The 22,288-nt window shown below is 71.0% G+C and carries 19 protein-coding genes; 10 read left to right on the top strand and 9 right to left on the bottom strand.

The window, feature by feature from the left end; genetic code table 11:
* Nucleotides 1-90: 90 nt before the first annotated feature.
* From ACIA5G_RS21455 to ACIA5G_RS21435, 5 genes are all read right to left on the bottom strand, one after another.
* Complete coding sequence (locus ACIA5G_RS21455; protein ID WP_395925731.1) at nucleotides 91-1,503, bottom strand: L-fucose/L-arabinose isomerase family protein; 1,413 nt, start codon at nucleotides 1,501-1,503, stop codon at nucleotides 91-93.
* A 19-nt stretch (nucleotides 1,504-1,522) separates the two neighbouring features.
* The gene (locus ACIA5G_RS21450; protein WP_395925729.1) at nucleotides 1,523-2,515 is read right to left on the bottom strand and encodes a substrate-binding domain-containing protein; all 993 of its coding nucleotides are present in this window, start codon (nucleotides 2,513-2,515) and stop codon (nucleotides 1,523-1,525) included.
* 24 nt (nucleotides 2,516-2,539) lie between these two features.
* Nucleotides 2,540-3,550, bottom strand: coding sequence for an ABC transporter permease (locus ACIA5G_RS21445; RefSeq protein WP_395925727.1), 1,011 nt, complete (start codon nucleotides 3,548-3,550; stop codon nucleotides 2,540-2,542).
* Nucleotides 3,547-5,091: a sugar ABC transporter ATP-binding protein gene (locus tag ACIA5G_RS21440; RefSeq protein ID WP_395925725.1), complete on the bottom strand. Its 1,545-nt coding sequence runs from the start codon at nucleotides 5,089-5,091 to the stop codon at nucleotides 3,547-3,549. The genes ACIA5G_RS21445 and ACIA5G_RS21440 overlap by 4 nt, the downstream gene beginning before the upstream one ends.
* Nucleotides 5,092-5,182: 91 nt before the next feature.
* On the bottom strand, nucleotides 5,183-6,178 hold the full coding sequence (locus tag ACIA5G_RS21435; RefSeq protein ID WP_395925723.1) for a LacI family DNA-binding transcriptional regulator: 996 nt from the start codon (nucleotides 6,176-6,178) through the stop codon (nucleotides 5,183-5,185).
* A 92-nt stretch (nucleotides 6,179-6,270) separates the two neighbouring features.
* On the opposite strand from ACIA5G_RS21435, the gene ACIA5G_RS21430 reads away from it, so the two are divergent.
* Nucleotides 6,271-7,755 carry an FGGY-family carbohydrate kinase gene (locus ACIA5G_RS21430; protein ID WP_395925721.1) on the top strand — a complete coding sequence of 495 codons (1,485 nt, stop codon included), beginning with the start codon at nucleotides 6,271-6,273 and terminating at the stop codon, nucleotides 7,753-7,755.
* A gap of 59 nt (nucleotides 7,756-7,814) precedes the next feature.
* On the opposite strand, the gene ACIA5G_RS21425 is transcribed toward ACIA5G_RS21430, so the two are convergent.
* Complete coding sequence (locus tag ACIA5G_RS21425) at nucleotides 7,815-8,156, bottom strand: hypothetical protein (protein WP_395925719.1); 342 nt, start codon at nucleotides 8,154-8,156, stop codon at nucleotides 7,815-7,817.
* Between the two features lie 498 nt (nucleotides 8,157-8,654).
* Here ACIA5G_RS21425 and ACIA5G_RS21420 point away from each other — a divergent pair, with 498 nt between their 5' ends.
* Nucleotides 8,655-11,789 (top strand): TIM-barrel domain-containing protein, encoded by a 3,135-nt coding sequence (locus tag ACIA5G_RS21420; RefSeq protein WP_395925717.1) that lies wholly within the window; start codon nucleotides 8,655-8,657, stop codon nucleotides 11,787-11,789.
* A gap of 998 nt (nucleotides 11,790-12,787) precedes the next feature.
* Here the strand turns inward: ACIA5G_RS21420 and ACIA5G_RS21415 are convergent.
* Nucleotides 12,788-13,252, bottom strand: a complete 465-nt coding sequence (locus tag ACIA5G_RS21415) for a GNAT family N-acetyltransferase (protein WP_395925715.1) — start codon at nucleotides 13,250-13,252, stop codon at nucleotides 12,788-12,790.
* Between the two features lie 74 nt (nucleotides 13,253-13,326).
* Here ACIA5G_RS21415 and ACIA5G_RS21410 point away from each other — a divergent pair, with 74 nt between their 5' ends.
* Entirely contained in the window at nucleotides 13,327-13,905 is a 579-nt protein-coding gene (locus tag ACIA5G_RS21410; RefSeq protein WP_395925713.1) for a TetR/AcrR family transcriptional regulator, read from the top strand.
* Here the strand turns inward: ACIA5G_RS21410 and ACIA5G_RS21405 are convergent.
* On the bottom strand, nucleotides 13,892-15,271 hold the full coding sequence (locus ACIA5G_RS21405) for an MFS transporter (RefSeq protein ID WP_395925711.1): 1,380 nt from the start codon (nucleotides 15,269-15,271) through the stop codon (nucleotides 13,892-13,894). The genes ACIA5G_RS21410 and ACIA5G_RS21405 overlap by 14 nt on opposite strands.
* A gap of 46 nt (nucleotides 15,272-15,317) precedes the next feature.
* On the opposite strand from ACIA5G_RS21405, the gene ACIA5G_RS21400 reads away from it, so the two are divergent.
* Nucleotides 15,318-15,833 (top strand): PadR family transcriptional regulator, encoded by a 516-nt coding sequence (locus ACIA5G_RS21400; protein ID WP_395925709.1) that lies wholly within the window; start codon nucleotides 15,318-15,320, stop codon nucleotides 15,831-15,833.
* Here ACIA5G_RS21400 and ACIA5G_RS21395 read toward each other — a convergent pair.
* The gene (locus ACIA5G_RS21395; RefSeq protein ID WP_395925707.1) at nucleotides 15,830-16,795 is read right to left on the bottom strand and encodes a GlxA family transcriptional regulator; all 966 of its coding nucleotides are present in this window, start codon (nucleotides 16,793-16,795) and stop codon (nucleotides 15,830-15,832) included. The two genes, ACIA5G_RS21400 and ACIA5G_RS21395, sit on opposite strands and share 4 nt — an antisense overlap.
* Nucleotides 16,796-16,838: 43 nt before the next feature.
* On the opposite strand from ACIA5G_RS21395, the gene ACIA5G_RS21390 reads away from it, so the two are divergent.
* The 6 genes from ACIA5G_RS21390 (at nucleotide 16,839) to ACIA5G_RS21365 (ending at nucleotide 22,261) form a co-directional block, all read left to right on the top strand.
* Entirely contained in the window at nucleotides 16,839-17,228 is a 390-nt protein-coding gene (locus ACIA5G_RS21390) for a cupin domain-containing protein (protein ID WP_395925705.1), read from the top strand.
* A 9-nt stretch (nucleotides 17,229-17,237) separates the two neighbouring features.
* Entirely contained in the window at nucleotides 17,238-17,813 is a 576-nt protein-coding gene (locus tag ACIA5G_RS21385) for a GNAT family N-acetyltransferase (protein WP_395925703.1), read from the top strand.
* Between the two features lie 32 nt (nucleotides 17,814-17,845).
* Nucleotides 17,846-18,349: a winged helix-turn-helix transcriptional regulator gene (locus ACIA5G_RS21380; RefSeq protein ID WP_395925701.1), complete on the top strand. Its 504-nt coding sequence runs from the start codon at nucleotides 17,846-17,848 to the stop codon at nucleotides 18,347-18,349.
* 68 nt (nucleotides 18,350-18,417) lie between these two features.
* Complete coding sequence (locus ACIA5G_RS21375) at nucleotides 18,418-18,909, top strand: SRPBCC family protein (protein ID WP_395925699.1); 492 nt, start codon at nucleotides 18,418-18,420, stop codon at nucleotides 18,907-18,909.
* Nucleotides 18,906-19,937 (top strand): LLM class flavin-dependent oxidoreductase, encoded by a 1,032-nt coding sequence (locus ACIA5G_RS21370; RefSeq protein ID WP_395925697.1) that lies wholly within the window; start codon nucleotides 18,906-18,908, stop codon nucleotides 19,935-19,937. Before ACIA5G_RS21375 ends, ACIA5G_RS21370 begins: the two co-directional genes overlap by 4 nt.
* Nucleotides 19,938-19,948: 11 nt before the next feature.
* Nucleotides 19,949-22,261 carry a molybdopterin-dependent oxidoreductase gene (locus ACIA5G_RS21365; protein ID WP_395925695.1) on the top strand — a complete coding sequence of 771 codons (2,313 nt, stop codon included), beginning with the start codon at nucleotides 19,949-19,951 and terminating at the stop codon, nucleotides 22,259-22,261.
* The last annotated feature ends 27 nt before the right edge of the window (nucleotides 22,262-22,288 follow it).

The raw sequence follows: 22,288 nt of genomic DNA, 5'->3' as shown, positions 1-22,288 counted from the left end.
TCCGACGGTAAAAGCTCAATCAAGGTTGAAGTCAACTCGCGCTGAGCAGCCCCCGGTTTCCACGCTAGCCGGGGGCACCGACAGTTTTGCTCAGTCTCGGGTGAACTCGTCGAGAGCCGTCCCCAGCAGTTCGCACACCGCCCGCAGCTCCGCCCGCCGGTCACCCGGCACCGCGTGGATGTGGTTGGCGCCGAACCGCGAGAGGAACGTCTCGGCCGGTGCGTCGAGCCGGGCGAACGCGTGCGGCCACTCCGGGGTCGACCGGGCCTCGAGCGCCGCGGTCGTTTCCTCGTCGTAGTTCTCGAACTCGCCCAGCATCAGCTGGAGCCGGTAGTGACCGTCCAGACGCGTGAGCCGGGCCAGCGTCATCTGCCCGAGCGCCGCGACGTGGTGCACCGAAGCGCCGCCGGCCGGGAAGAAGAACACCGCCGGGTGCAGCGTGACGCGCGCGAGGTTCTCCGCGGGATCGTCGCTGCGGGCGGCGAACCACGTCGCGTGCTGGCCGGAGTTGCAGAGGTCCCAGATGTCCCGGTCGGCGTGGTGGTGGCGGACGTCGGCGAACAGCACCGGCGTGCCGGACAGGTGCTTCATCAGCTGCATGGTGAGCGCGCCGTCCATGTCGGCCTCGGTCGCGCAGACGTGGGTCTCCTTGGGCCCGTTCCAGTCGTACGGATCATTGAGGAACGCCTCGGCGACGTCCATCGTCGCGAAGTGCTGCGTCAGCTCGGGCTGGCCCTTGATGCCGGTGAAGTCCAGGCTCCACTCGTCGATCAGCGAGCGCATCGCGAGGTACGCGCCGATCTGGCGCTCGAGCAGCTCAGGCGTCAGCTTGACGCCGTCGTAGCGGACGGTCGTGTGCTGCTCCAGCCACTCCCGGGCCATACGCTTCTCCGCCGGGTCGGCGGCTTCGGCGCGCCGGACGATCTCCCACTGGTCGATCTCTTCGACGTCGACACCGAACTCCCGCTGCCACTGGTCGGTGTTGGCGACGGCGGTGTTCATCCCCATCGGCCGGCCGCCGATCCGGCCGAACGTGCTGCCCCGCAGTTTCGCGACCGCGCCCGCCGCCCGGGCGCGGACGCCGATCGCGGTGATCAGGTCCGCGTCCGACGGGTCACCCCAGAGCCGCGTGTGCGCCCGGCCGATCTGGTCGAGCGCGCCGCCCGCGGCCAGCATCCCGACCATCCCGGGCTGCACCGGGTCCAGGTTGGCCACCAGCACGAGCGGCCCGCTCAGCGCGCCCGCGGCGAGCATCGTGAAGTGCGGGAACGCCCAGACGCAGTAGTGCAGCACGGTCAGGTCCACCCCGGCCGCGTCGATTTCGCGCGCGACCGAAGTGGCCACGGTGTTGGCAGACACCGGCGCCGAAGCCCGGACGACCTCGTGGCCCGCCTCGGCGAGGGCGGCGACCAACCTGTCCTCGGTGCCGCGGATGAACTCCGCGATTCCATTGTGGACGTAGTCACGGCCGTCGGACAGGTTGATGACGCCGATGCGTGCCATCCCGGATCCTTCCCCTGGGTCAGCGGTTGGCCTTCGTGTACACCTCGGCGGCGTTCGCCCGGGTGACGAGCTGCGTCTGCAGCATCTGCGTCTTCTCCGGCTTGGCGCAGTCGACGAGGATGCTCTTCGCGGACGCCACCGCCTCACGTCCGCCGGTCGGGTAGACGAACGTCGCCGCGAGGCGCCCGGCCTCGACCGCCTTGATCCCGCCGGACGGGATGGGCAGGCCGTCGATGCCGATGAACTTGATCTTCCGGTCCAGTCCCGCGGCCTTCGCGGCGAGGTAGGCGCCTTCGGCCATCGGGTCGTTCTGGGCGTAGACGGCCTGGATGTCCGGGTGTGCCTTGAAGATCGCGTCCGCCTGCTGCTGGCCCTTCTCACGCAGCCAGTCGGCGTCCACTGTGGTCACGATGTCGATCCCGCGGCCTTCGATGCCCTTCGCGAAGCCGTCCTGGCGCTCCTTGGCGGGTGTCGACCCGGCGAGCCCGCGGATCTCGGCGATCTTCCCGCCCTGCGGCAGGACCTTTTCGGCGAGGTACTGCCCGGCCTGCCTGCCGATGTCGACGTTGTCGGCGCCGATCCACTGCGTGTACGCGTCGCCGTCGACCTTGCGGTCCAGCACCAACACGGGGATGCCCTTGTCGTAGGCCTTCTTGACCACCGCGGTCAGCGGGGTGGCCTCGTTGGGGCTGATGATCAGCAGGTCGATCCGCCGGGTCAGGAAGTTCTCGACGTCGGCGACCTGTTTTGCGTTGTCCTGCTGGGCGTCCGCGAAGTTCACCGTGAACTCCGGGAACTCCTTGGCGGCCTTGGCGATGTCGTCGTCCATCTGCTTGCGGTAGGGCTCGTCGACGTTGGCCTGGCTGACCCCGATGGTGAACTTCCCGCCCGGCCCCTTGCAGGCGGCCGCCGGCGTCGACGTGCCCTGACCGGAGTTCTCGTGCGTCGTGCCGCAGGCGGCCGCGGCCAGCACGAGGGCGACCGCGGGTATCACGAAGTGCTTACCGGACATCTCTTTCTTCCCCTCTTCGGCGGTTCACGGTGTGGGCCGCAGCCGCTGCAGGCCCGCGGCGACCACGATGACCAGGCCCTTGATCAGGAGCTGCACGTTGGGGTCGACGCTGGTGAGTGCCAGGATGTTGTTGAGCACGCCCAGCAGCAGCGCGCCGGCGACGGTCCCGGACACCGAGCCGCGGCCGCCCGAGAGCGCGGTGCCGCCGATCACCACCGCGGCGATGGCGTCGAGCTCGTAACCGCTGCCGTCGTTGGGGCTGCCCTGGTTCAGCTGGCCGGCGTGGATGATCCCGGCGAGCGCGGCGAGCAGCCCGCTCAGCCCGTAGACCAGCACCTTGACCCGGGTGACGGCGACACCGGAGAGGCGCGCGGCCTTCTCGTTGCCGCCGATCGCGTAGACGTGCCGGGCGAACGCGCTGGTGCGCAGGAAGACGATGGCCGCGACGGCGACCACGGCGAAGATCACCGCCGGGATCGGCACCAGCCCGGTGAACGTGCGCTCGCCGAGCAGGGAGAACGCGACGGGCGCTTCGCCGGGGCCGTCACCGTAGGAGATCTGGACACCCTGGCCGCCGGACCAGATCCGGGCGAGCCCGCGGGCGACCTGCAGGCCGGCGAGGGTGACGATGAACGCCTGGATGCCGAACACGGCCGACGCGACACCCTGCAGCAGGCCGAAGACCAGGCCCGCGACGAGCACGAGGAGCACGGCGGGCAGTACACCGAGGCCGGTTTCGACGAGCAGCACGGCCGAGCCGACGGCGGCGAGCCCGAGCACGGCGCCGACCGAGAGGTCGATTCCGCCGATCAGGATCACGAACGTCATGCCGATGGCGATGATGCCGATCTCCGAAATGGCGCGGACGACGTTGAACAGGTTCTCGCTGTCCAGGAAGAGCAGTTCGCCGTCGTGCGTGGGCGAAAATACGGCGGCCGCAACGAGCACCAGCGCGAGGCCGAACAGGCTCTGGAAGCGGAACAGCGTCTCCACGACGGCGGCGCGGCGGGCCGGGATGAACTCGGCGGTGGTCATCGCGTCCCCTTCGTGGTGGTGTCGCCCATCGCGGCGGCGAGCAGCTCGGCTTCACCGGCGTCGTGCGTGTCGAGCTCACGGCTGCTGCGGCCGTCCTGCAGCACGACAACGCGGTCGCACAGCCCGACCAGCTCGGCGGGTTCGGACGAGGCGAGCAGGACGCCGATGCCACGGGCGGCCGCGGCGGCCAGCAGCTGGTAGATCTCGGCCTTCGCGCCGACGTCGACCCCGCGGGTCGGCTCGTCGAGCAGCAGCAGGGCCGGCTCGGTGAGCAGGGCCCGGCCGAGCACGACCTTCTGCTGGTTGCCGCCGGAGAGCGTGCCGACCGGGCTGCCGAGCGCACCTTTCACCCCGAGCTCGTTGAGCACCTTCGCGACGGCGGTGTTCTCGCGCCGCCGGGTCAGCACCCCGGCCGTCGCCAGTCTGTCCACAACGGACAGTGCGGTGTTCGCGCGGACGGAGTGGTCCAGCGCCAGGCCGCCGATCCGCCGGTCTTCGGGCACCAGCGCGAGCCCGAGCTTGACGGCGTGCCGGGGACTCCGCGGCCGGACTTCCTTGTCACGCAGGAAGACGCGCCCGTGCCACTGCCCGGAAGTCCCCGCGCCGAACAGCGTTTCCAGCAGCTCGGTGCGGCCCGAGCCGAGCAGCCCGCCGAGGCCGACGATCTCGCCGGCGCGGACGGTGAGCGAGATCCCCGCGGGTTCACGGCGGCCGGGCCGGTGCCGCCGCGGGCGCAGCGCGAAGTCGTCCAGGCGGAGCAGCTCACCACCGGTTTCGCCGTGCTTGGCGCGGAACATCTGCTGCACGGGACGCCCGATCATCGCCTCGGTGACCTGCTCGACGGTCAGGTCGCGGGCGCCGAACCCGGCGGCGACCCGGCCGTTGCGCAGCACGGTGGCCCGGTCGGCGATCCGCCCGATCTCCTCGAGCCGGTGGGAGATGTAGACGATCCCGGCACCCGCGTCGCGGAGTTCGGTGATCACCTTGAACATCCGCTCGACCTCGGCGCCGGTGAGCGCGGACGTCGGCTCGTCCATGATCAGCACCCGGGCGTCGAGCGCGAGCGCCTTGGTGATGGCGACCAGCTGCTGCTCGCCGGTGCGCAGCTCGCCGACGGCGCGCTTCGGGTCGAGCGTGATCCCGGTGCGGGCGAGCAGCTCCCGCGTCTCGTGGTGCATCCTCTGCCGCGCGATCGTGCCGGCCTTCGTGCGGAGCTCGCGGCCGAGGAAGATGTTGGCGGCCACCGAAAGCCCGGGCACGAGGTCGAGCTCCTGCGGGATCATCGCGATCCCGCGGCGCTGCGCGTCGACGGGGCTGCCGAACACGACGGGCTCGCCGTTGATCTTGACGGTGCCGCGGTGCCCGGTGACGTCGCCGGAGAGGATCCGCATCAGCGTCGACTTGCCGGCGCCGTTTTCCCCGAGCAGCGCGTGGACTTCGCCGCGTCGCACGGTGAAGTCGACGTGGTCGCAGGCGAGCGTGCCGCCGTACGCCTTGCTGACGCCGGTCAGCACGACCAGCGGAGTACCCGGCTCTTCCATGACACCCCTCGCGTCGGCGGAAGATGGGAGTAATCGATTACCCAGACGCTAGGGGTGGTGCGGAGGTGTGTCAAGCGTCACTTCGAGCGGATCAATGCGTGGAGCTGCCGCGGATGACGAGCTGAGCCGCCATCGTCGTCGTGGACGCCGGGCGGGTGCCGCCGTCCGCGATCCGGTCCAGCAGCAGGCGTGCCGCGAGCTGGCCCATCGCGTGGGCCGGCTGGGCGACCACCGTCAGCGCCGGCGAAATCAGCGTCGCCCACGGGGCGTCGTCGAAGGACACGATCCCGACGTCACGGCCCGCGCGCAGACCCAGCTCGGCCATCGTCTGCAGCACGCCGACCGACATCGTGCTGCTGGACACCAGGAGCGCGTCGGGCGGATCGGGTTTCGTCAGCAGCTGTACCGCGGTCTCGCGGCCGCCGGATTCGCGGAATTCGCAGCGGCGCACCAGTTTTGCCGAGTATTTCCGGCCTGCGTCGCGGAGTCCGTCGCGGTAACCGTCGAGACGGTCGTCCGCGGTGGTGATGCCCTGCGGGCCGGCGATGCAGCCGATCCGTTCGTAGCCCTGCGCGACCAGGTGCCCCACGGCTTCCCGGGCGGCGGCGCGGGAGTTCACCAGGACGGCGTCGCAGTCCTCGGAGCCGAGCCGCCGGTCGACGGTCACGATGGGAGTTCCGTGCGTGGTCAGCGGCCGGACGTCGCTGTCACCGGTGGTCGGCGACATGATCACGCCGGCGAGCCGCTCCTGTGCGGCGACCTCGACGTACCGGCGCTCCTTGGCGGTGTTCTCGTCGGAGTTGCACAGCATCACCGAGAACCCGGCGGCCTGCGCCGTGTCCTCGACCCCGCGCGCGATCGCCGTGAAGAACGGGTTCTCGACGTCGGAGATGATCAGCGCCAGCACCGCGGTCTCCCGGCGGCGCAGGCTGCGCGCGAGCCCGTTGGGTGTGTACCCGAGCTCTTCCACGGCCCTGGCCACCCGTTCGGCCAGCGCCGGGTCCACAGTGGACTTGCCGTTGAGCGCTCTGGACACGGTCGCGGTCGAGACCCCGGCCAGCGCCGCCACGTCGGAGATCGTCGCCACCGTGTCCTCGTTCGCTCGGTCGTTGACAGTGCTTCCGGCACACCATAGCGTGGTGGTAATCGATTTCCCGCAGGTTGGTCCGTGGAGGGCGGATGACGGGACTGCTGCTCGGCGTGGACATCGGCACGGCCAGTTCGAAGGGTGTGCTGGTGGACCCCGGCGGCGCCGTGCTCGCCCGGTCCGTCCGTGAACACTCCGTCTCGACGCCGCGCCCCGGCTGGTTCGAGCACGACGCGGAAACGGTGTGGTGGGCCGACTTCGCCGGAATCGTCGCGGACCTGCTGCGTGCCGCCGGCGGGCGGCCCCTCGCCGGGCTCGGGATCAGCGGCATCGGGCCGTGCCTGCTCCCGGCTTCCGCCGCGGGGGAGCCGCTGCGGCCGGCCATCCTCTACGGCGTCGACACCCGCGCGGGCGCGGAGATCGCTTCGCTGAACGAGGAGTTCGGCGCGGACGAGATCCTCGCTCGGGGCGGCTCCCCGCTGACCAGCCAGGCCGTCGGGCCGAAGGTGCGCTGGCTGGCCCACCACGAGCCGGACGTCTACGCACGCACGAAGAAGCTGCTGATGGCCAGCTCGTTCCTGGTGCACCGGCTGACCGGCCGGTACGTCCTGGACCACCACTCGGCCAGCCAGTGCACACCGCTCTACGACCTCGCCGCCGGGGAGTGGGCGAAGGACTGGGCCGAGCGGGTCGCGCCCGGGCTGCCGTTGCCGGAGCTGCGGTGGCCGACGGAGGTCGCGGGCGAGGTCACCACGGCCGCGGCCGCACTGACCGGGTTGCCGGCGGGGTTGCCGGTCACCGCCGGGACGGTCGACGCCTGGGCCGAGGCCGCCAGCGTCGGCGTCCGCGAACCGGGTGACGTGATGGTCATGTACGGCACCACGATGTTCTTGGTCCAGGTGCTCACCGAACCGCGTCCGCACCCCGGCCTGTGGGGTACCCGCGGGGTAGTCCCGGGCAGCTTCACGCTCGCCGCGGGCATGGCGACGTCCGGCGCGGTCACCGATTGGCTGCGGAAGCTGGTCGGCGGTTCGTACGCGGATCTGGTCGCGGAGGCGGCTTCGGTGCCGGCGGGGAGCCGTGGGCTCCTGCTGCTGCCGTACTTCGCGGGGGAGCGGACACCGCTGTTCGATCCGGACGCGCGGGGTGTGCTCGCGGGGCTGACCACGTCGCACGGGCGAGCCGAGATCTACCGCGCGGCGCTGGAAGGCATCGCGTACGGCGTCCGGCACAACCTGGAGGCGATGACTTCCGCGGGCGGCGCGGCCCGGCGGCTCGTCGCGGTCGGCGGTGGCACCAAGGGCGGGTTGTGGACGCGCATCGTCTCCGACGTCACCGGCCTGCCGCAGCAGATCCCGGCCGAGACGATCGGCGCCTGCCTGGGTGACGCGCTGCTGGCGGCGGAGGCGGTCGGGATGGATGCCTCTCGCGGGAACCCGATCGCCGCGACGGTGACCCCGGATCCGGCCAACGCGGCGCGGTACAAGGAGTTCTACGGCCACTACCGCGCGCTTTACCAGGCGACGGCGGAAACGGCGCACTTCCTGGCCGCGCAGCAACGAGCCGCAGCGCCGTAAGCGTTCTCTTCCCGCTGACCTGCGGCAACCGAAACCCTGGTGCAGGCACGGCAAAAGTGTCACTCAGCCGGCTTGCGCCGCCGTCCCAGCACTCCGCGCCGCCGGTGTCCCGCCGCCAAGCCCCGGTAGTGCTCCAGCGCTGCCACGGACTCGGTCACCTGCTCGAAGCTGGGCAGCGCGCGCACGTTGGCCACCAGCGTCATGTCCTTGCGCGGGATCTCCATGAAGCACACCTCGACCCCGGAGCGCGCCGCGTGGGCGGCCACCTGGGTCTGCCAGGTCGCGAGATCATGCTCGTCGCCGAGCCATTCGTGCAGGTAGACGCACCACTTGCCGCGCTGCAGCTCGCCCGCGATGGCTTCCTGGCCGACCAGGTACGGCTCGTTCACCCGGTCGGCCACGGCTTTTCCCCGGTACACCAAGGCACTGCTTCCCTCCTGAACTCCGGTGGCGACCCAACCACCGGAAAGCGCTATCTCAGGCAGTCGCCTCCCCGCTTCCGCCGAGCAGCGCGAACCCCGGTGACCGATGGGGGAACACCTGGGGGCGCCGCCAACATACAGCGGCTTTTGTTCCCCAGCAACCGTTTGCCGATGGTGACGGTGCGGATGACGTGTGCAGGTCTCGCGTGCGGATGCACGTGCCGCGTGGGGCGGGTCGCGCACCTGGACCGGGGGCGGAAACGGCCGGGAAATGTCCGGAACGGAAACCTGGGGAACGCTATCGAAACTTCTCCGGCTGTGCACAGTGGACGGTGTGGCGTGATCGACCGGACGCACAGCGTGACCCCGACGGAAGTCGTGAGCCGGGCCTTCTGAACCGGTACGGCGGGTGACAGTGTGCAAAACGTGCGCTATACAGAGGCCAGAATGCGTGTTGATGCGCGAAAGGTGCCTTGAATGAGCAGAGTTGCGCAGTCACTCGGGTGTCTGGTCGCTGTCGCCGTCCTCGGGCTCTCGCCCGCGGTGGCCCAGGCCGGCCCGGCCGCGGCGCCGTCCGGACAGCTCGGCGACCTGACCGGGATCTCCGCCGACGGCCCGGTCGTGACACTGAAGTCGGGAGCCGCGGCCGTACGCGTGAGCTTCCCCGCCGAAGGCGCCGTCCGGGTCTGGCTCGCCCCCGACGGGACCTTCACCGACCCGGCCGGCGACAAGATCGTCCGGCCGAAGACCACGGCCCCGGCGACACCGAAGCGTGTCGACAAAGGCGCCTACTGGGCTATTTCCACACCCAAGGCGACGCTGCGGGCGTACAAGCACCCCCTGAAGTTCGCCCTCTACGACGGCGCGGACCACAACCAGCTGTGGGCGGAGTCCGCTCCGCTGTCGTGGACCGGAACCACGACCACACAGCACCTGACCAGGGCCGGGACCGAGCAGTTCGTCGGCGGCGGTGAGCAGAACGGCCGCTTCAGCCACCGCGACCGGACGATCAAGATCTTCGCCGACGACAACTGGAACGACGGCGGCGCGCCCAACTCCCAGCCGTTCTACGCCTCCACCGCGGGTTACGGCGTCCTGCGCAACACCTTCGCGCCGGGCAGCTACACGTTCACCGACCCGGTCGAGACCACCCACGACGAACGCCGCTTCGACGCGACCTACGTGGTCGGCGGCAGTCTCAAGGACGTCGTCTCCGGTTACACCGATCTGGTCGGGAAACCGTTCCTGCCGCCGATCTACGGGCTGGAAACCGGCGACTCCGATTGCTATTTGCACAATGCAAATCGCGGTGAGCGGCACACGCTGGACGCGGTGAAGGTGGCCGACGGTTACACCGAGAACGGCATGCCGAACGGCTGGATGCTGGTCAACGACGGGTACGGCTGCGGGTACGAGAACCTGCAGCAGACCGGTGAGGGTCTCCGCAAGAACAGCATGCAGCTCGGGCTCTGGACCGAGGACGGTGTCCCGAACCAGTCCGACGAGGTCAAGGCCGGCGTGCGGGTCCGCAAGCTGGACGTCGCCTGGGTCGGCCCGGGTTACCAGTTCGCGCTCGACGCCTGCGACACCGCCTACCAGGGCATCGAAGACAACAGTGACGCCCGCGGCTTCGTCTGGCAGCCCGTCAGCTGGGCCGGCGCGCAGCGCTGCGGTGTGCTGTGGAGCGGCGACCAGTCCGGCTCCTACGACTACATCAAGTGGCAGATCCCGACGTACGCGGGCGCGACGACGTCCGGCATCGCCTACAACACCGGCGACATCGACGGCATCTTCGGCGGCAGCCCGCAGACCTACGTCCGCGACCTGCAGTGGAAGTCCTTCCTGCCGACGGCGATGACGATGGACGGCTGGGCGTCGTCGGACAAGCAGCCGTGGCGCCAGGGTGAGCCGTACACCTCGATCAACCGCAAGTACCTGCTGCTCAAGGAGCGGCTGCTGCCCTACACCTACAGCTACTCGGCGCAGGCGCACCAGACCGGCGTCGGCCAGGTCCGGCCGCTCGCGCTGGAGTATCCCGACGATCCGAACGTGTGGACCGACAAGGCGAAGTACGAGTTCCTGTCCGGAACGGACTTCCTGGTCGCGCCGGTCTACGAGAAGGCCGACGTGCGCAACGGGATCTACCTGCCCAAGGGCACCTGGGTGGACTACTGGAGCGGCCGGACCTACACCGGCCCGACGACGGTGGACGGTTACGACGCGCCGCTCGACACCCTGCCGCTGTTCGTCCGGGCCGGCGCCGTCGTGCCGATGTGGGCGGAGGGCACGACGTCGTGGCAGACCCGGGACGAGGGGGAGCTGGACCTCGACGTCTACCCGCAGGGCAAGGGCAGCTTCACGCTCACCGAGGACGACGGTGTGACCCGCGGTTACCAGCGTGGTGAGCAGGCGCAGCAGACGTTCACCGTCGACGCGCCGAAGTCCGGGCCGGGCACGGTGACCGTCGGGATCGGGGCGAGCGCGGGCACCTACCCCGGCAAGCCCGCGGCCCGGAACTACCGGCTGTCCGTCCACACGGGCGCAAAACCGGCTGTCGTCCAGGCGGGTGCCGGGATCCTGCGGCAGTACGGCAGCAAGGCCGAGCTGGACCGGGCGACGTCGGGCTGGTGGTACGACCCGGCCGCCCACGGCGTGGTGCGCGTGAAGACCGGCCAGGTCGGCGCGGGTGACCGGCAGGACGTCCGGCTGTTCGGGACCAGCGCGGTCGGCGGCGTCTTCCCGGAGGACAACAACGGCTCGACGACGCTGACGATGCCGTCGCTGGCCGCGCCGGGCCAGGCCACCAAGGCGACAGTGAGCTTCACCAACGGCACGCCGCTGCCGGTGCGGGACGTGACGCTTTCGGTGCAGGCCAACGGCTTCCACGTGGACGTCCCGGCCGCGCCGAAGCTGGTGTGGCCCGGTCGGACGGTGCAGGTGCCGGCGACGCTGACTCCGGACGCCGGGCTGAAGCCCGCGGACTACCAGGTCACCGCCACCACGACGTACCAAGCGCGGCTGGGCACGCACCAGGCTGTCGACTCGGCGACGGTCACCGTCCCGTACGCCTCCTTGGCCGCGGCGTACGGGAACGCCGGCGTCACCGACGCGGCGCACGTCGCGGCCGGAGACCTCGACGGTGGCGGCAGCAGTTTCCGTGCCGAGGGACTCGCCGAGCAAGGCCTGAAACCGGGCACGACGTTCACCGCGGCCGGGGCCCGGCTGACCTGGCCCGCCGCCGGCGACGGCAAGCCGGACAACGTCGTCGCGGCGGGGCAGACCGTGGCGGTCCGAGGAACCGGTTCGAAACTCGTGCTGGCCGGCACCGGGACCGGGACGGCCAAGGGCGCCATCGTGGTCCGGTACGCCGACGGCAGCACCAGCCAGGCCGACCTCGGCCTGCCGAACTGGTGCTGCGCCGACCCCGCCCAGTACGGCGCGACCACCGTCGCGACCGTCCTGGGCAAGAACACCCGGAGCGGCCCGGCCTATCCGGCGACGCCGTACCGGGTGTTCGCGAACTCCGTCCCGCTGACCGCGGGCAAGGAGGTCGTGGCGGTGACGCTGCCGTCGAACTCGGCACTGCACGTGTTCGCCGCGAGTGTCGCCTGAAGGAGGTTCGGCGATCCGCCGAAATAGGCGCCGTCCGTGACATACAGCGTGGTGTCACGGACGGCGACCGCGGTCGGGTTGGCCAGTCCGTCCGAAGTGGACAAGATGGTGCGGACGCCGGCCCGGCCGACGGTGACCACGCGGTTCTCCTGGTTGATCGCCGCGACGACGGTGTCGCCGTGGAAGGCGAAGTCGTCGACCGGCCCGAGACCTGTCGCGACGACCCGGCCGGGCCCGCCGGCCAGCGGGAACCGGACCAGCGTGCCACGGTCCAGGTTGGACACCCAGATCGCGCCGTCGTGGACCTTGATCCCGTTGGCGCCGAAGCCGCTCACCGGGGCGAGCAGCTCGCCGGTGGCGAAGGCGGTGACGCGTCCTCGCGGCGAGACCCGCCAGACCGTGGAGGTGAACGAATCGGCCACGTAGAGATCGCCGGTCGCCGGGTCGCGGGTGACGCCGTTCTGGAAGCCGGCCGGCGGCAGTGCGGCCACCTGGACCGGCGGTGACCCCGCCCTGATCCGATAGAGCCCGGTGGCCGGGGTGCCGGTCGAAACGGCGACGTACAGGTCACCGCCGGGTGCCCGGACGATGCCGCCGAGGAACAGTTTCCGGTGGACCACCGGGACGTCGCCGTCGGCGGGCACCGGGATCCGGGCGATGACGCTCACCTTCCCGGCCGGGGTGACCCGGCCGATTTCGCCGGTGTAGGCGAAGGTGAGGTCGGCGGAGCCGTCGGGCTCCAGGGTGATGTTTTCCGGCTGCTGCCCGGCGGCGAGGTCGAGCGGAACGATCCTCGACGCCGCCTCCGCGGTGGTGGCCGGCGACACGAAGACGGCGGCTGCGGCCAGCACAACGCCGATTTGCTTGATACGCAAGGGAACTCCGTCGGGTGAAGGGGAACGGCGAAAAGAACCCCAGATCGCCGTGCCTTTCGACGGTAGGCCCGGTGCACCCCTGCTCACCAATAGCTCAGCCTGGGACAGCCATCGGAAAACCGATCACAGGTCCCGGGCGAAGCAGCGCGAGATCGGTTCGCCGACGTAAGGCCCGTAGGCCTCGATCGGCTCATAACCTTCACGCTGGTAGAAGCGGATCGCGTCCGGCTGGCCGGTCCCGGTTTCCAGCAGCAGCCGGGTGATCCCGAGTTCCCGCGCGTGGTCCTCGAGCGCGCGCAGCAGCGCGGTCGCGACGCCGGTGCCGCGGGCCGCCGGGTCGACGTACATGCGCTTGACCTCGCCGGAACCCGGCCCGAGCAGCCGGAGCCCACCGCAGCCCACGGCGGTGCCGCCGGGGTCCCGCGCGACGAGGAACACCGCGACGGTGTCGGCGGTCGGGACCGCACCGGGCTCGTGGTTGTCGGTGCCGTAGCGCGCGTCCAGTTCGGCCCGCTGGGCTTCGCGCAGGCGGACGGCGTCGGGATCGTCCCAGGTCACCGGGGTGATGGCAAAGGTGCAGTCGAGCATCAGGTGGTACCCCCTGTTCCGTAACAAGCGTTACCGTAGCACCTGTTACGCTTCTCGTGAAGAGAGGATTCAGGGTGCCGAGACAGCGTGACGTGGGGGCGCAGCGGGAGCTGCTGTCGAACGCGGTGTGGCAGGTGCTCGCCGACCACGGCCTGCCGGGGCTGACGCTGCGCGCGGTCGCCGAGCGCGCCGGCTGCACGACCGGCCTGGTGATGCACACGTTCCCGACCAAGAAGGCGCTGCTGCTGCACGCGCGTGATCTGCTCTACGAACGCACGGCCGTCCGCGCCGACGCCGCCGAGGCTGCGAGCGCCGACGCGGAGGGCGCGTTGGCCGCGGTGCTCGGGCAGGCCATCGACCTCCCGCACGGCCACCACGACGAGTCCCGCGTCTGGGTGGGGTTCCTCGCGGCGGCACTGGCCGACGACGCCCTGGCCGAACGCCACCGCGCGGCGAACCACTCGTTTGTCGCCCGCATCCGGCGGCTGGTCGCGGCGTGCCGTCCGGAGTGGACGGACGAACGGCTCGAGCTGACGACGAAGAGCCTGGTGGCCCTGGTCGAAGGGCTCAATGTGCTGGCCGCGGCCGACCCGGCGGGTTATCCGGCCGGGCTGCAGCAGGAAGCGCTGGCCAAGGCGCTCACCGAGCTGTGACGGGCGCGGGCATGACGTCGAGGTCCGCCATGGTGAGGACCGCGCCGAGCGCAAGCAGGCCGCCGACGGCGCCGACCACGGCGATCGTGGTGCCGATCGCCCGCGCCAGCTCGGCCTGCGCGACGAGCAGTCCCTGCCCGACGGCCAGGCCCGCGCTGCCGCCGAGTTGCTTGAGCAGGTTCAGTCCGGCGGTCGCCGCCCCGATGTCCCGCCGCTCGACGGACATCTGCGCGGCGATGGCGATCCCGCCCATCGCCGGGGCCGTCCCGAGCCCGATCAGCCCGGCGCACCCCACCGTGACCCACACCGGCAGGACGTCGATCGCCGCCAGGGAAGCCGACGCGCACGCCATCAGGACGGCCCCGCCGGCCAGCAGGCCCTTGACCCGGCCGGTCCGGAGCACGATCAGCGCGGTGCCGCGGTTGCCGGCGAGCATGCCGGCCATCAGCGGGACGATCATGAGCCCGGACGCCGTTGCGCCGTACCCGCGCACCTGCTGGAAGTAGAGGCCGAAGAAGAGCCCGGCGGGCATGCTCGCGGCGGTGAACAGGAAGCCGGCGACCGTCACGGCGCGGTAGGTCCGGCCGGCGTACAGGCGCAGCGGCACGATTGGCACGCTCGCCCGGCGTTCCACGAAGACGAACGCCGCGAGCAGCGCCAGTCCGAGCGGGAGCAGCGTCAGCATATGGTCGGTGCCGAGCGCCACCAGGACCAGGGAGATCGCGGCCGTCAGCAGCAGCACGCCGGCGGTGTCGAACCGGCCGGTGTCCCGGTCTTCGGGGCGGTGGTGCGGGACGAGCGTGGCGAGCACGGCGACGGCGGCCGCGCCGATCGGCAGGTTGACCAGGAAGATCCAGCGCCAGCCGAGGTGGTCGGTGAGCAGGCCGCCCTCGAGCGGGCCGCCGAGGAAGCTGACCACCATCAGCCCGGCCATCAGCGTCTGCATCCGCATCAGGCCGGTCGAGCGCTCCGGCGGGTAGAGATCACGCACGAGCGTCATGCCGACGGTCATCAGCGCGCCGGCGCCGAGGCCCTGGACGACGCGGAACACGATGAGTTGCGGCATGTCCCCGGCCAGCGCGCACAACGCCGAGCCGGCCAGGAACAGGGTCAGGCCGGTGAGCAGCGGGAGCCGCCGGCCGTGCAGGTCGGCCAGCCGCCCGTAGACCGGGATCGTCACGGTCGAAGCCAGCAGGTACGCGGTGGTGACCCAGGTCAGGCTCCCGGTGCCGTGCAGCTGCTCGGCGATCTTCGGCATGGCCGTGCTGGTGGCTGTGCCGTCGAGGGCGCTGAGCAGCACACCGCTGAGGGTGGCCAGCAGGATCAGCAGTTTTTGGCGCTCTGTCCTGTTCAGGAGCGGTGTCATGAGTCGAGTTTGACCGGTACAGTTTGACCTGTCAAAAATGACGAGCATGTCACTGCGCCACGCGGTCCTCGCCACGCTCCTGCCCGGCCCGCAGAGCGGCTACGACCTGGCGAAGAAGTTCGACGAGGTGATGCGGGGCGTCTGGTACGCCCGGCGCAACCAGATGTACGGCGAACTGGCGAAGCTCACCGAGGCCGGGTTCGCCGAAGAGGTCGCGGGCGGTCCCCGGGGCCGCCGGACCTACGTCGTCACCCCGGCCGGCCGCGCCGAGCTGCGCCGCTGGCTGGTGGAGGTCGAGCCCGACCGGACCGTGCGCGACGAGTCCATGCTGCGCGCGCTCCTGGTGTCCACTTTGGAGAGTGGCGACGCGCTCGCGGTGCTGGAGCGCGAGGAACGGGCGCTGACCGCGGAGCTGGAGCCGCTGCGGGCGTACCTGCGGGAGCTCGCGAAGACCGAGCGGCCGACCGACCCGCAGGCGATGGGGCTGGAACTGCGGGCCCGGATGCTGGAGGCGATGCTCGGCTGGATCGCCGACGCGCGTGAGCGGGTGCGGGCCTCCTAGGCGGCCGGGCCGAAGCGGCGGCGATAGGCGCTCGGGCTGAGCCCGGTGTGCCGCCGCAACTGCAGCCGCAGGTTCGCCGCCGTGCCGAAACCGCTCGCCTCGGCCACGCGGTCGAGGCGCAGCTCGCCGCGTTCGATGAGGCGGCAGGCCAGCGTCACGCGTTCGGTGGTCAGCCACGCCAGCGGTGTGGTGCCGAGCTCCGCGCGGAACTTCCGGTGCAGGGTCGCCGGGCTGGTCGCGGCGCGGGTCGCGAGGTCGTTCACCGTCAGGGGCCGGTCCAGGCGGCTGAGCGCCCAGGCGAGCACCGGGGCGAGCGAGGTGTCCGGCACCGCGGGCACCGGCCGGGCGATGAACTGCTGCTGACCGCCGTCGCGGTGGCCGGTGAACACCAGCCGGCGGCTGACCGCGTTGACGACTTCGGCGCCGTGGTCGCGCTGAATGAGGTGCAGGCCGAGGTCGAGCGAGGCCGCGCTGCCGGCCGCGGTGAGGACGTCGCCGTCGTCGACGAACAGCACGTCCGGCTCCCAGCGCACCTCGGGGAACCGCGAAGCGAACTCGGCGGCCCACTGCCAGTGGGTGGTCGCCCGGCGCCCGTCGAGCACGCCGGCTTCGGCGAGCGCGAAGGCGCCGGTACAGAAGCTGACCAGCCGGGCGCCCCGGTCGGCGGCCCGGCGGATCGCGGCGATGACCGCGGGGTCCGTCGGCACGCCGGTGTCCGGCCGGGCCGGCGCGATCAGCGTGTCCGCCGTGTCGGCCGCCTCGATCCCGGCGACGCCGGTGAGCGTGAACATGCCGAGGTTCATCCGCACGTCCGGGGTCGCGGAGCAGAGCGTGAAGTCGTACCAGGTCCGGTCCAGCTCGGGCCGCCGCAGCCCGAACAGCTCGGTGGCGACGCCCATCTCGAAGGGGTTCGACTCCGCCGTGACGATCGCGACGACCCGGTGCGAGAATTCTTGCGGCATGTGCGATTCCTAGCACTCGTGCCGCCGGAACACCAGGTCGACGATGGCAGGCATGAACCCGATCGACCTGAACGAAGTCCTGGCGAGCTTCGACGCCGCCTGGAGCCCGCGGATCGTCACCCGTGTCAACAACTACGACATCCGGCTCGCCCGCTTCGACGGTGAGCACGTCTGGCACGTCCACGAGGACACCGACGAGTTCTTCCTGGTCCTCGACGGTGAGATCGAGATCGGCCTCCGCGACCCGGACGAGCGGGTGGTGACGCTGTCCCGCGGCCAGGTGTTCGTGGTGCCGAAGGGCACGTTCCACAAGCCGTCGTCGAAGAGCGGCGCGAGCGTGCTGCTGGTCGAACCGGCGGGCACACTCTCGGTCGGTGACGAGCACGACGAGGTCCCCGACCACGTCGACGTCACGACGGGTCACCTGGTCTAGCGTCGGAGGATGCTGACTGTCGTACCCGTCGACCAGGCGTCCTGGGCGGATCTGCAGGCGATCTTCGGCGACCGCGGCGACCCGGCCCGCTGCCGCTGCCAGTACTTCAAGGAGACGCCCGCGCAGTGGCGGTCGGGCACCGCGGACGAACGGGCCGAGCGGTTCCGCGAGCAGACGGCCGAGCACGCGACCGGGTTGGTCGCCTTCCTCGACGGTGAGCCCGCCGGCTGGTGCGCGGTCGAACCGCGCACCGCCTACCGGCGGCTCCTGCGCAGCCGCCTGGTCTGGGCCGGCCGTGACGAAGACCGGGAAGACGACGGCGTCTGGTCGGTGACGTGTTTTGTCGTCCGCACGGGCTTCCGGCGGCGCGGGGTGAGTGCCGTCTTGGCGAAGGCGGCCGTGGACTTCGCCCGCGAGCGTGGTGCCCGGGCGATCGAGGGTTACCCGATGCTCGTCGAGCCGGGGCAGCAGGTCGCGTGGCCCGGCGAACTGTTCGTCGGCACCACCGGGACCTTCGCCGCCGCGGGGTTCGAGGAGGTGAGCCGCCCGACCGCCCGGCGGGTGGTCATGCGGCTGACCTGCTGAGTCTCTCTGCGAGACGGCGTACTCTCGGGCTCATGAAACGGACATCGTTCGCGCAGTGGCCGTGCTCGATCGCGCGCACCATGGACCTGCTGGGGGACTGGTGGACGCCTCTGGTGCTGCGTGACGCCTTCTACGGCGTGCGTCGCTTCGACGAGTTCCAGCAGGCGCTCGGCATCGCGCGCAACACCCTCGCGGACCGGCTCAAGCGGCTGGTCGACGAGGGGCTGCTGGAGAAGGTCGCCTACCAGACCGAGCCGGTGCGCTACGACTACGTGCTCACCGAAAAGGGTCGCGACTTCTACCCGGTGCTGCTCGCGATGACCCGCTGGGGCGACAAGTGGCTCTCGAGCGAAGCCGGCCCGCCGATCACCGTGCACCACACCGCCTGCGGGCACGACACGCACGCCGAAATCGTCTGTGCGGAGTGCCGTGAGCCGATGACGCCGGACGACACCCGGATGCGCCGCGGCCCCGGCTTCCCGCCGCGGCTGGCGCGGCGCCCGGACGTCGAGGAGCGGTTCGCGCGGCAGGAGTGACGTTGACAGCGTAGGTCTATCTACGCAACTATCGTGGTCAGAGGCTCATCGAGAGGGGTGCGACCACGATGCAGTGGACCGGCGCGCGGTACGCGGACAAACCGACGGCCGAGGTCTCGACCTGGATCGACGCCGCACCGGAGGTTGTCTGGCCGGTCGTCTCGGACATCGGGCTGATGCCTTCGCTGAGTGCCGAACTGCAGTCCGTCGAGTGGCGCGAGGTCGGTCGCACCTTCGTGGGCAAGAGCAAGCACGACGCGTTCGGCGAGTGGGAGACGACGTCGTACGTCGTCGAGCGCGAAGAGCCGCGCGTGTTCGCGTGGGCGGTGCAGGATCCGGCCGAGCCGAGCTCGGTCTGGCGGTTCACCCTCGAGCCGGACAACGGCGGCACGCGGCTGTCGCAGTGGATGCAGATGGGCCCGGGCCGCTCCGGGCTGTCGTTCGCGATCGACCGGATGCCGGAGAAGGAACAGAAGATCGTCTTCGTGCGGCTGCGCGAGTTCGAAACCGCGATGACCGGCAACCTCGCCGCGATCAAGGAGCGGGTGGAAAGCCGGTGAAGACGGCGACGACCGTCGAGTTCTCCAAGGACTCCCACACCACGCTGGACTTCGTGCTGGAGGCGGAAAAACTCGGCCTCGACGTCTGCTGGGTCGCCGAAGCCTGGGGTTCGGACGCGCCGTCCGCGCTCGGCTACCTCGCCGCCCGCACCGATCGGATCCGGCTGGGTTCGGGCATCATCCAGCTCGGCACCCGCACGCCGGTCGCGATCGCGCAGGCCGCGTTGACGCTGGCCGACCTGTCCGGCGGCCGGTTCGCACTCGGCCTCGGCCCGTCCGGCCCGCAGGTGATCGAGGGCTTGCACGGCGTCCCGTTCGCGAAGCCGTTGACCCGTATGCGCGAGACCGTCGAGATCATCCGGCAGGCCTTCGCCGGGGAGAAGATCTCGTTCTCCGGCAAGGCTTTCGAGGTCCCGCTGCCCGGCGAAGCCCGTCCGATGCGGCTGTCGACCGAGCCGAACCCGGACATCCCGATCTACCTCGCGACGCTTTCGCCCAAGCTCCTGGAGCTCACCGGCGAGGTCGCCGACGGCTGGCTCGGAACGAGCTTCGTCCCCGAAGGCGCCGACGCGTACTTCGGGCCCCTCGACGCCGGGCTCGCCAAATCGGGCCGCACGCGTGCGGACATCGACGTCTGCCAGGGCGCCGAAGTCGCCTTCGCTTCCGACGAGGACGAGCTGCGCACGATGGTCGGCAGCCGCAAGAAGGAGCTCGCCTTCAGCCTCGGCGGGATGGGCTCGGCCACCACGAACTTCTACAACAACGCCTACAGCCGGCAGGGCTGGGCGGACGTCGCCGCCGAGGTCCGCGAGCGCTGGCAGGCCGGCGACCGCGACGGCGCCACCGCGCTCGTCACCGACGAGATGGTGCTCGGCACCACGCTGATCGGCACCGAGGAGATGGTCCGCGCACGGCTGCGCGTCTGGCGCGACACCGGCATCACCACGGTCCGGCTGTACCCGGCCGGCGAAACGCTCGAAGCACGGCTCACGACCTTGGGCCGCGCGCTCGACATCCTGAAGTCCTGAAGGGGACCGTCATGGCCGACTGGCACCGCACCGCGTGCAGCCTCTGCTACCTCAACTGCGGGCTGGAGGTGCAGCTCGACGGCCGCAAGATCACCCGCGTCCGCGGGGACAAGGCGCACCCGCGGTCGGCCGGGTACCTGTGCCAGAAGGCGCAGCGCCTGACCTGGTACGGCGACCACGACGACCGGCTGACCACGCCGTTGCGCCGTCGCCCCGACGGCACCCACGAGCCGATCGACTGGGAAACCGCGCTCACCGAGATCGCCGCGAAGCTGCACACGATCCGGGACGCCGACACCGAGGCCGGGCGGCCCGGCTCGTTCGCCTACGTCGGCGGCGGTGGCCAGGGCAACCACTCCGGCGGCGCGTACGGCGCGTCGCTGCTGAAGTGGATGAACTCGACGCGGCACTTCAACGCGCTTTCGCAGGAAAAGACCGGCGACTTCTGGGTCAACGGGCAGCTGTTCGGCTCGACCACCGTGCACACCGCCGAAGACGTCGAGCACTGCGACCTGCTGGTGGTGCTCGGCTGCAACCCTTGGCAGGCCCACGGGTTCAGCAACGCCCGGCACGCGCTCAACACGATCAAGAACGACCCCTCGCGCAAGCTGCTCGTGATCGACCCGCGGCGCACCGAGACCGCGGAGATCGCCGACCTGCACCTCCCGCTCCGGCCGGGCACCGACGCCTACCTGCTGGGCGCGATCCTCGCGCTGCTGCTCGAACGCGGCGGCGCCGACGAGGAGTTCCTCGCCGCCCGCACCGAAGGGTTCGACGAAGTCGCGGCCGTGCTGACGAAGGTCCCGGTGGACGAGTGGATCGCGCACGCCGAAGTGTCCCGTGTGGACGTCGAGCGGGCGGTCGACCTGATGCTTTCGGCGAAGGCCATGGTGGTGCGGGTCGAGCTGGGCATCCAGCAGGGGCGCCACTCGACGCTCAACAGCTACCTCGAGAAGCTGCTGTACCTGCTCACCGGGCATTTCGGCCGGCGCGGCACGAACAACCTGCACTCGTGGCTGCTGCCGCTGTGGGGGTCGACGACCGGGCAGCGCTCGGAGGTCACCGGGTTCGAGTACATCGGCGGCCTGCTGCCGGCCAACACCCTCGCCGAGGAGATCCTCGCCGACCACCCGAACCGGGTCCGCGCGGTCTGGGTCGAGTCGTCGAACCCCGCCAACACCTATGCCGGCACGCGGGACGTCGAACGCGCGCTGCAGGCGGCCGAACTCTCGGTGGTCGTCGACATCGCCTACACCGAGACGGCCGCGTTGGCGGACTACGTGTTGCCCGCGGCGTCGCAGCACGAGAAGTGGGAGTTCACGCTCTTCACCTTCGAGTGGCCGACGAACTACTTCCAGCTCCGGCGGCCGCTGCTCGACCCGCTGCCGGGCACGCTCGTCGAAGCCGAGATCTACACCCGGCTCTTTGACGCGCTCGGCGTGCTACCGGCGTCCGACGTCCTCGCTTCACTGGCTGAGGGACCGCGCGCGGAGCTGCAGGCTGGGATCGGGGCGCTGGTCCAGGCGATGCCGGAGCGGGCGGCGATCCTGCCGGTGCTGCTCTACCGCACGCTCGGCGCGTCGCTGCCGGACGGCGCCGCGTCGATCGCGCCGCTGTGGGCGGGCTGCCATCGCGCGGCGAAGTCGATGACGGTGCCGGTGCAGCGCGCGCTGGGCAGCTCGCTGACGGGACCGGAGCTGGGCGAGGAGCTGTTCTCGCGCGTGCTGGCCGGTCCGACACCCTTCTCGGCCCACGAGCAGGACGAGGTGTGGAGCCTGATGCGCCGCCCGCGTGTCCGGCTGGCGGTGCCGGAGCTGCTCGACTGGCTCGTCTCCCTTGACCCGGCGGCCGAACGTCCCGACCCGGCGTACCCGTTTTCGCTGCTCAACGGCCAGCGCCGGGCGCACAACGCGAACCAGATCCTGCGCGACCCGCGCTGGCGCCGCACCGATCCGGACGGCGCCCTGCGCGCGCGTCCTGAAGAGCTCGAGTCGATCGGCGCGTCGCCGGGTGACTGGGTGGCCGTCGTGACGTCCGCCGGCCGGGTGGTCGTCCGCGCCGAGGCCGATCCCGGGCTGCGGCCGGGCCAGCTCGCGCTGCCGCACGGTTACGGCATGGCCCACCCGGACGCGCACGGCAGGCGGGTGGTCAGCGGCCCGCGGATCAACCTGCTGACGGACGCGCTCGACCGCGACCCGATCGCGGGCACGCCGCACCACAAGGACGTCCCGGCGCGACTGGAGCCCGCGACCGAGGAAGAGCGTGCGCAGGCCGAATCGGACAGCGCGCGCGTGCGCGAGTCCGTCGCGAGTGGACGGTCTTAGCGTTTCGCCGGCTTTTGGGCGATAGTG

The organism is Amycolatopsis sp. NPDC051758, assembly GCF_044453095.1.
In the GTDB taxonomy this organism is placed as follows: Bacteria; Actinomycetota; Actinomycetes; order Mycobacteriales; family Pseudonocardiaceae; genus Amycolatopsis.
Note: the sequence above shows the minus strand (reverse complement) of the source record. Positions and strands in the feature narration are given on the sequence as shown.

Bases quoted from the DNA above. Each gene is read 5' to 3' on its own strand.
- ACIA5G_RS21455 (WP_395925731.1), bottom strand. From the start codon at position 1,503: ATGGCACGCATCGGCGTCATCAACCTGTCCGACGGCCGTGACTACGTC.
- ACIA5G_RS21450 (WP_395925729.1), bottom strand. From the start codon at position 2,515: ATGTCCGGTAAGCACTTCGTGATACCCGCGGTCGCCCTCGTGCTGGCC.
- ACIA5G_RS21445 (WP_395925727.1), bottom strand. From the start codon at position 3,550: ATGACCACCGCCGAGTTCATCCCGGCCCGCCGCGCCGCCGTCGTGGAG.
- ACIA5G_RS21440 (WP_395925725.1), bottom strand. From the start codon at position 5,091: ATGGAAGAGCCGGGTACTCCGCTGGTCGTGCTGACCGGCGTCAGCAAG.
- ACIA5G_RS21430 (WP_395925721.1), top strand. From the start codon at position 6,271: ATGACGGGACTGCTGCTCGGCGTGGACATCGGCACGGCCAGTTCGAAG.
- ACIA5G_RS21420 (WP_395925717.1), top strand. From the start codon at position 8,655: ATGAGCAGAGTTGCGCAGTCACTCGGGTGTCTGGTCGCTGTCGCCGTC.
- ACIA5G_RS21415 (WP_395925715.1), bottom strand. From the start codon at position 13,252: ATGCTCGACTGCACCTTTGCCATCACCCCGGTGACCTGGGACGATCCC.
- ACIA5G_RS21405 (WP_395925711.1), bottom strand. From the start codon at position 15,271: ATGACACCGCTCCTGAACAGGACAGAGCGCCAAAAACTGCTGATCCTG.
- ACIA5G_RS21400 (WP_395925709.1), top strand. From the start codon at position 15,318: ATGTCACTGCGCCACGCGGTCCTCGCCACGCTCCTGCCCGGCCCGCAG.
- ACIA5G_RS21395 (WP_395925707.1), bottom strand. From the start codon at position 16,795: ATGCCGCAAGAATTCTCGCACCGGGTCGTCGCGATCGTCACGGCGGAG.
- ACIA5G_RS21390 (WP_395925705.1), top strand. From the start codon at position 16,839: ATGGCAGGCATGAACCCGATCGACCTGAACGAAGTCCTGGCGAGCTTC.
- ACIA5G_RS21385 (WP_395925703.1), top strand. From the start codon at position 17,238: ATGCTGACTGTCGTACCCGTCGACCAGGCGTCCTGGGCGGATCTGCAG.
- ACIA5G_RS21380 (WP_395925701.1), top strand. From the start codon at position 17,846: ATGAAACGGACATCGTTCGCGCAGTGGCCGTGCTCGATCGCGCGCACC.
- ACIA5G_RS21375 (WP_395925699.1), top strand. From the start codon at position 18,418: ATGCAGTGGACCGGCGCGCGGTACGCGGACAAACCGACGGCCGAGGTC.
- ACIA5G_RS21365 (WP_395925695.1), top strand. From the start codon at position 19,949: ATGGCCGACTGGCACCGCACCGCGTGCAGCCTCTGCTACCTCAACTGC.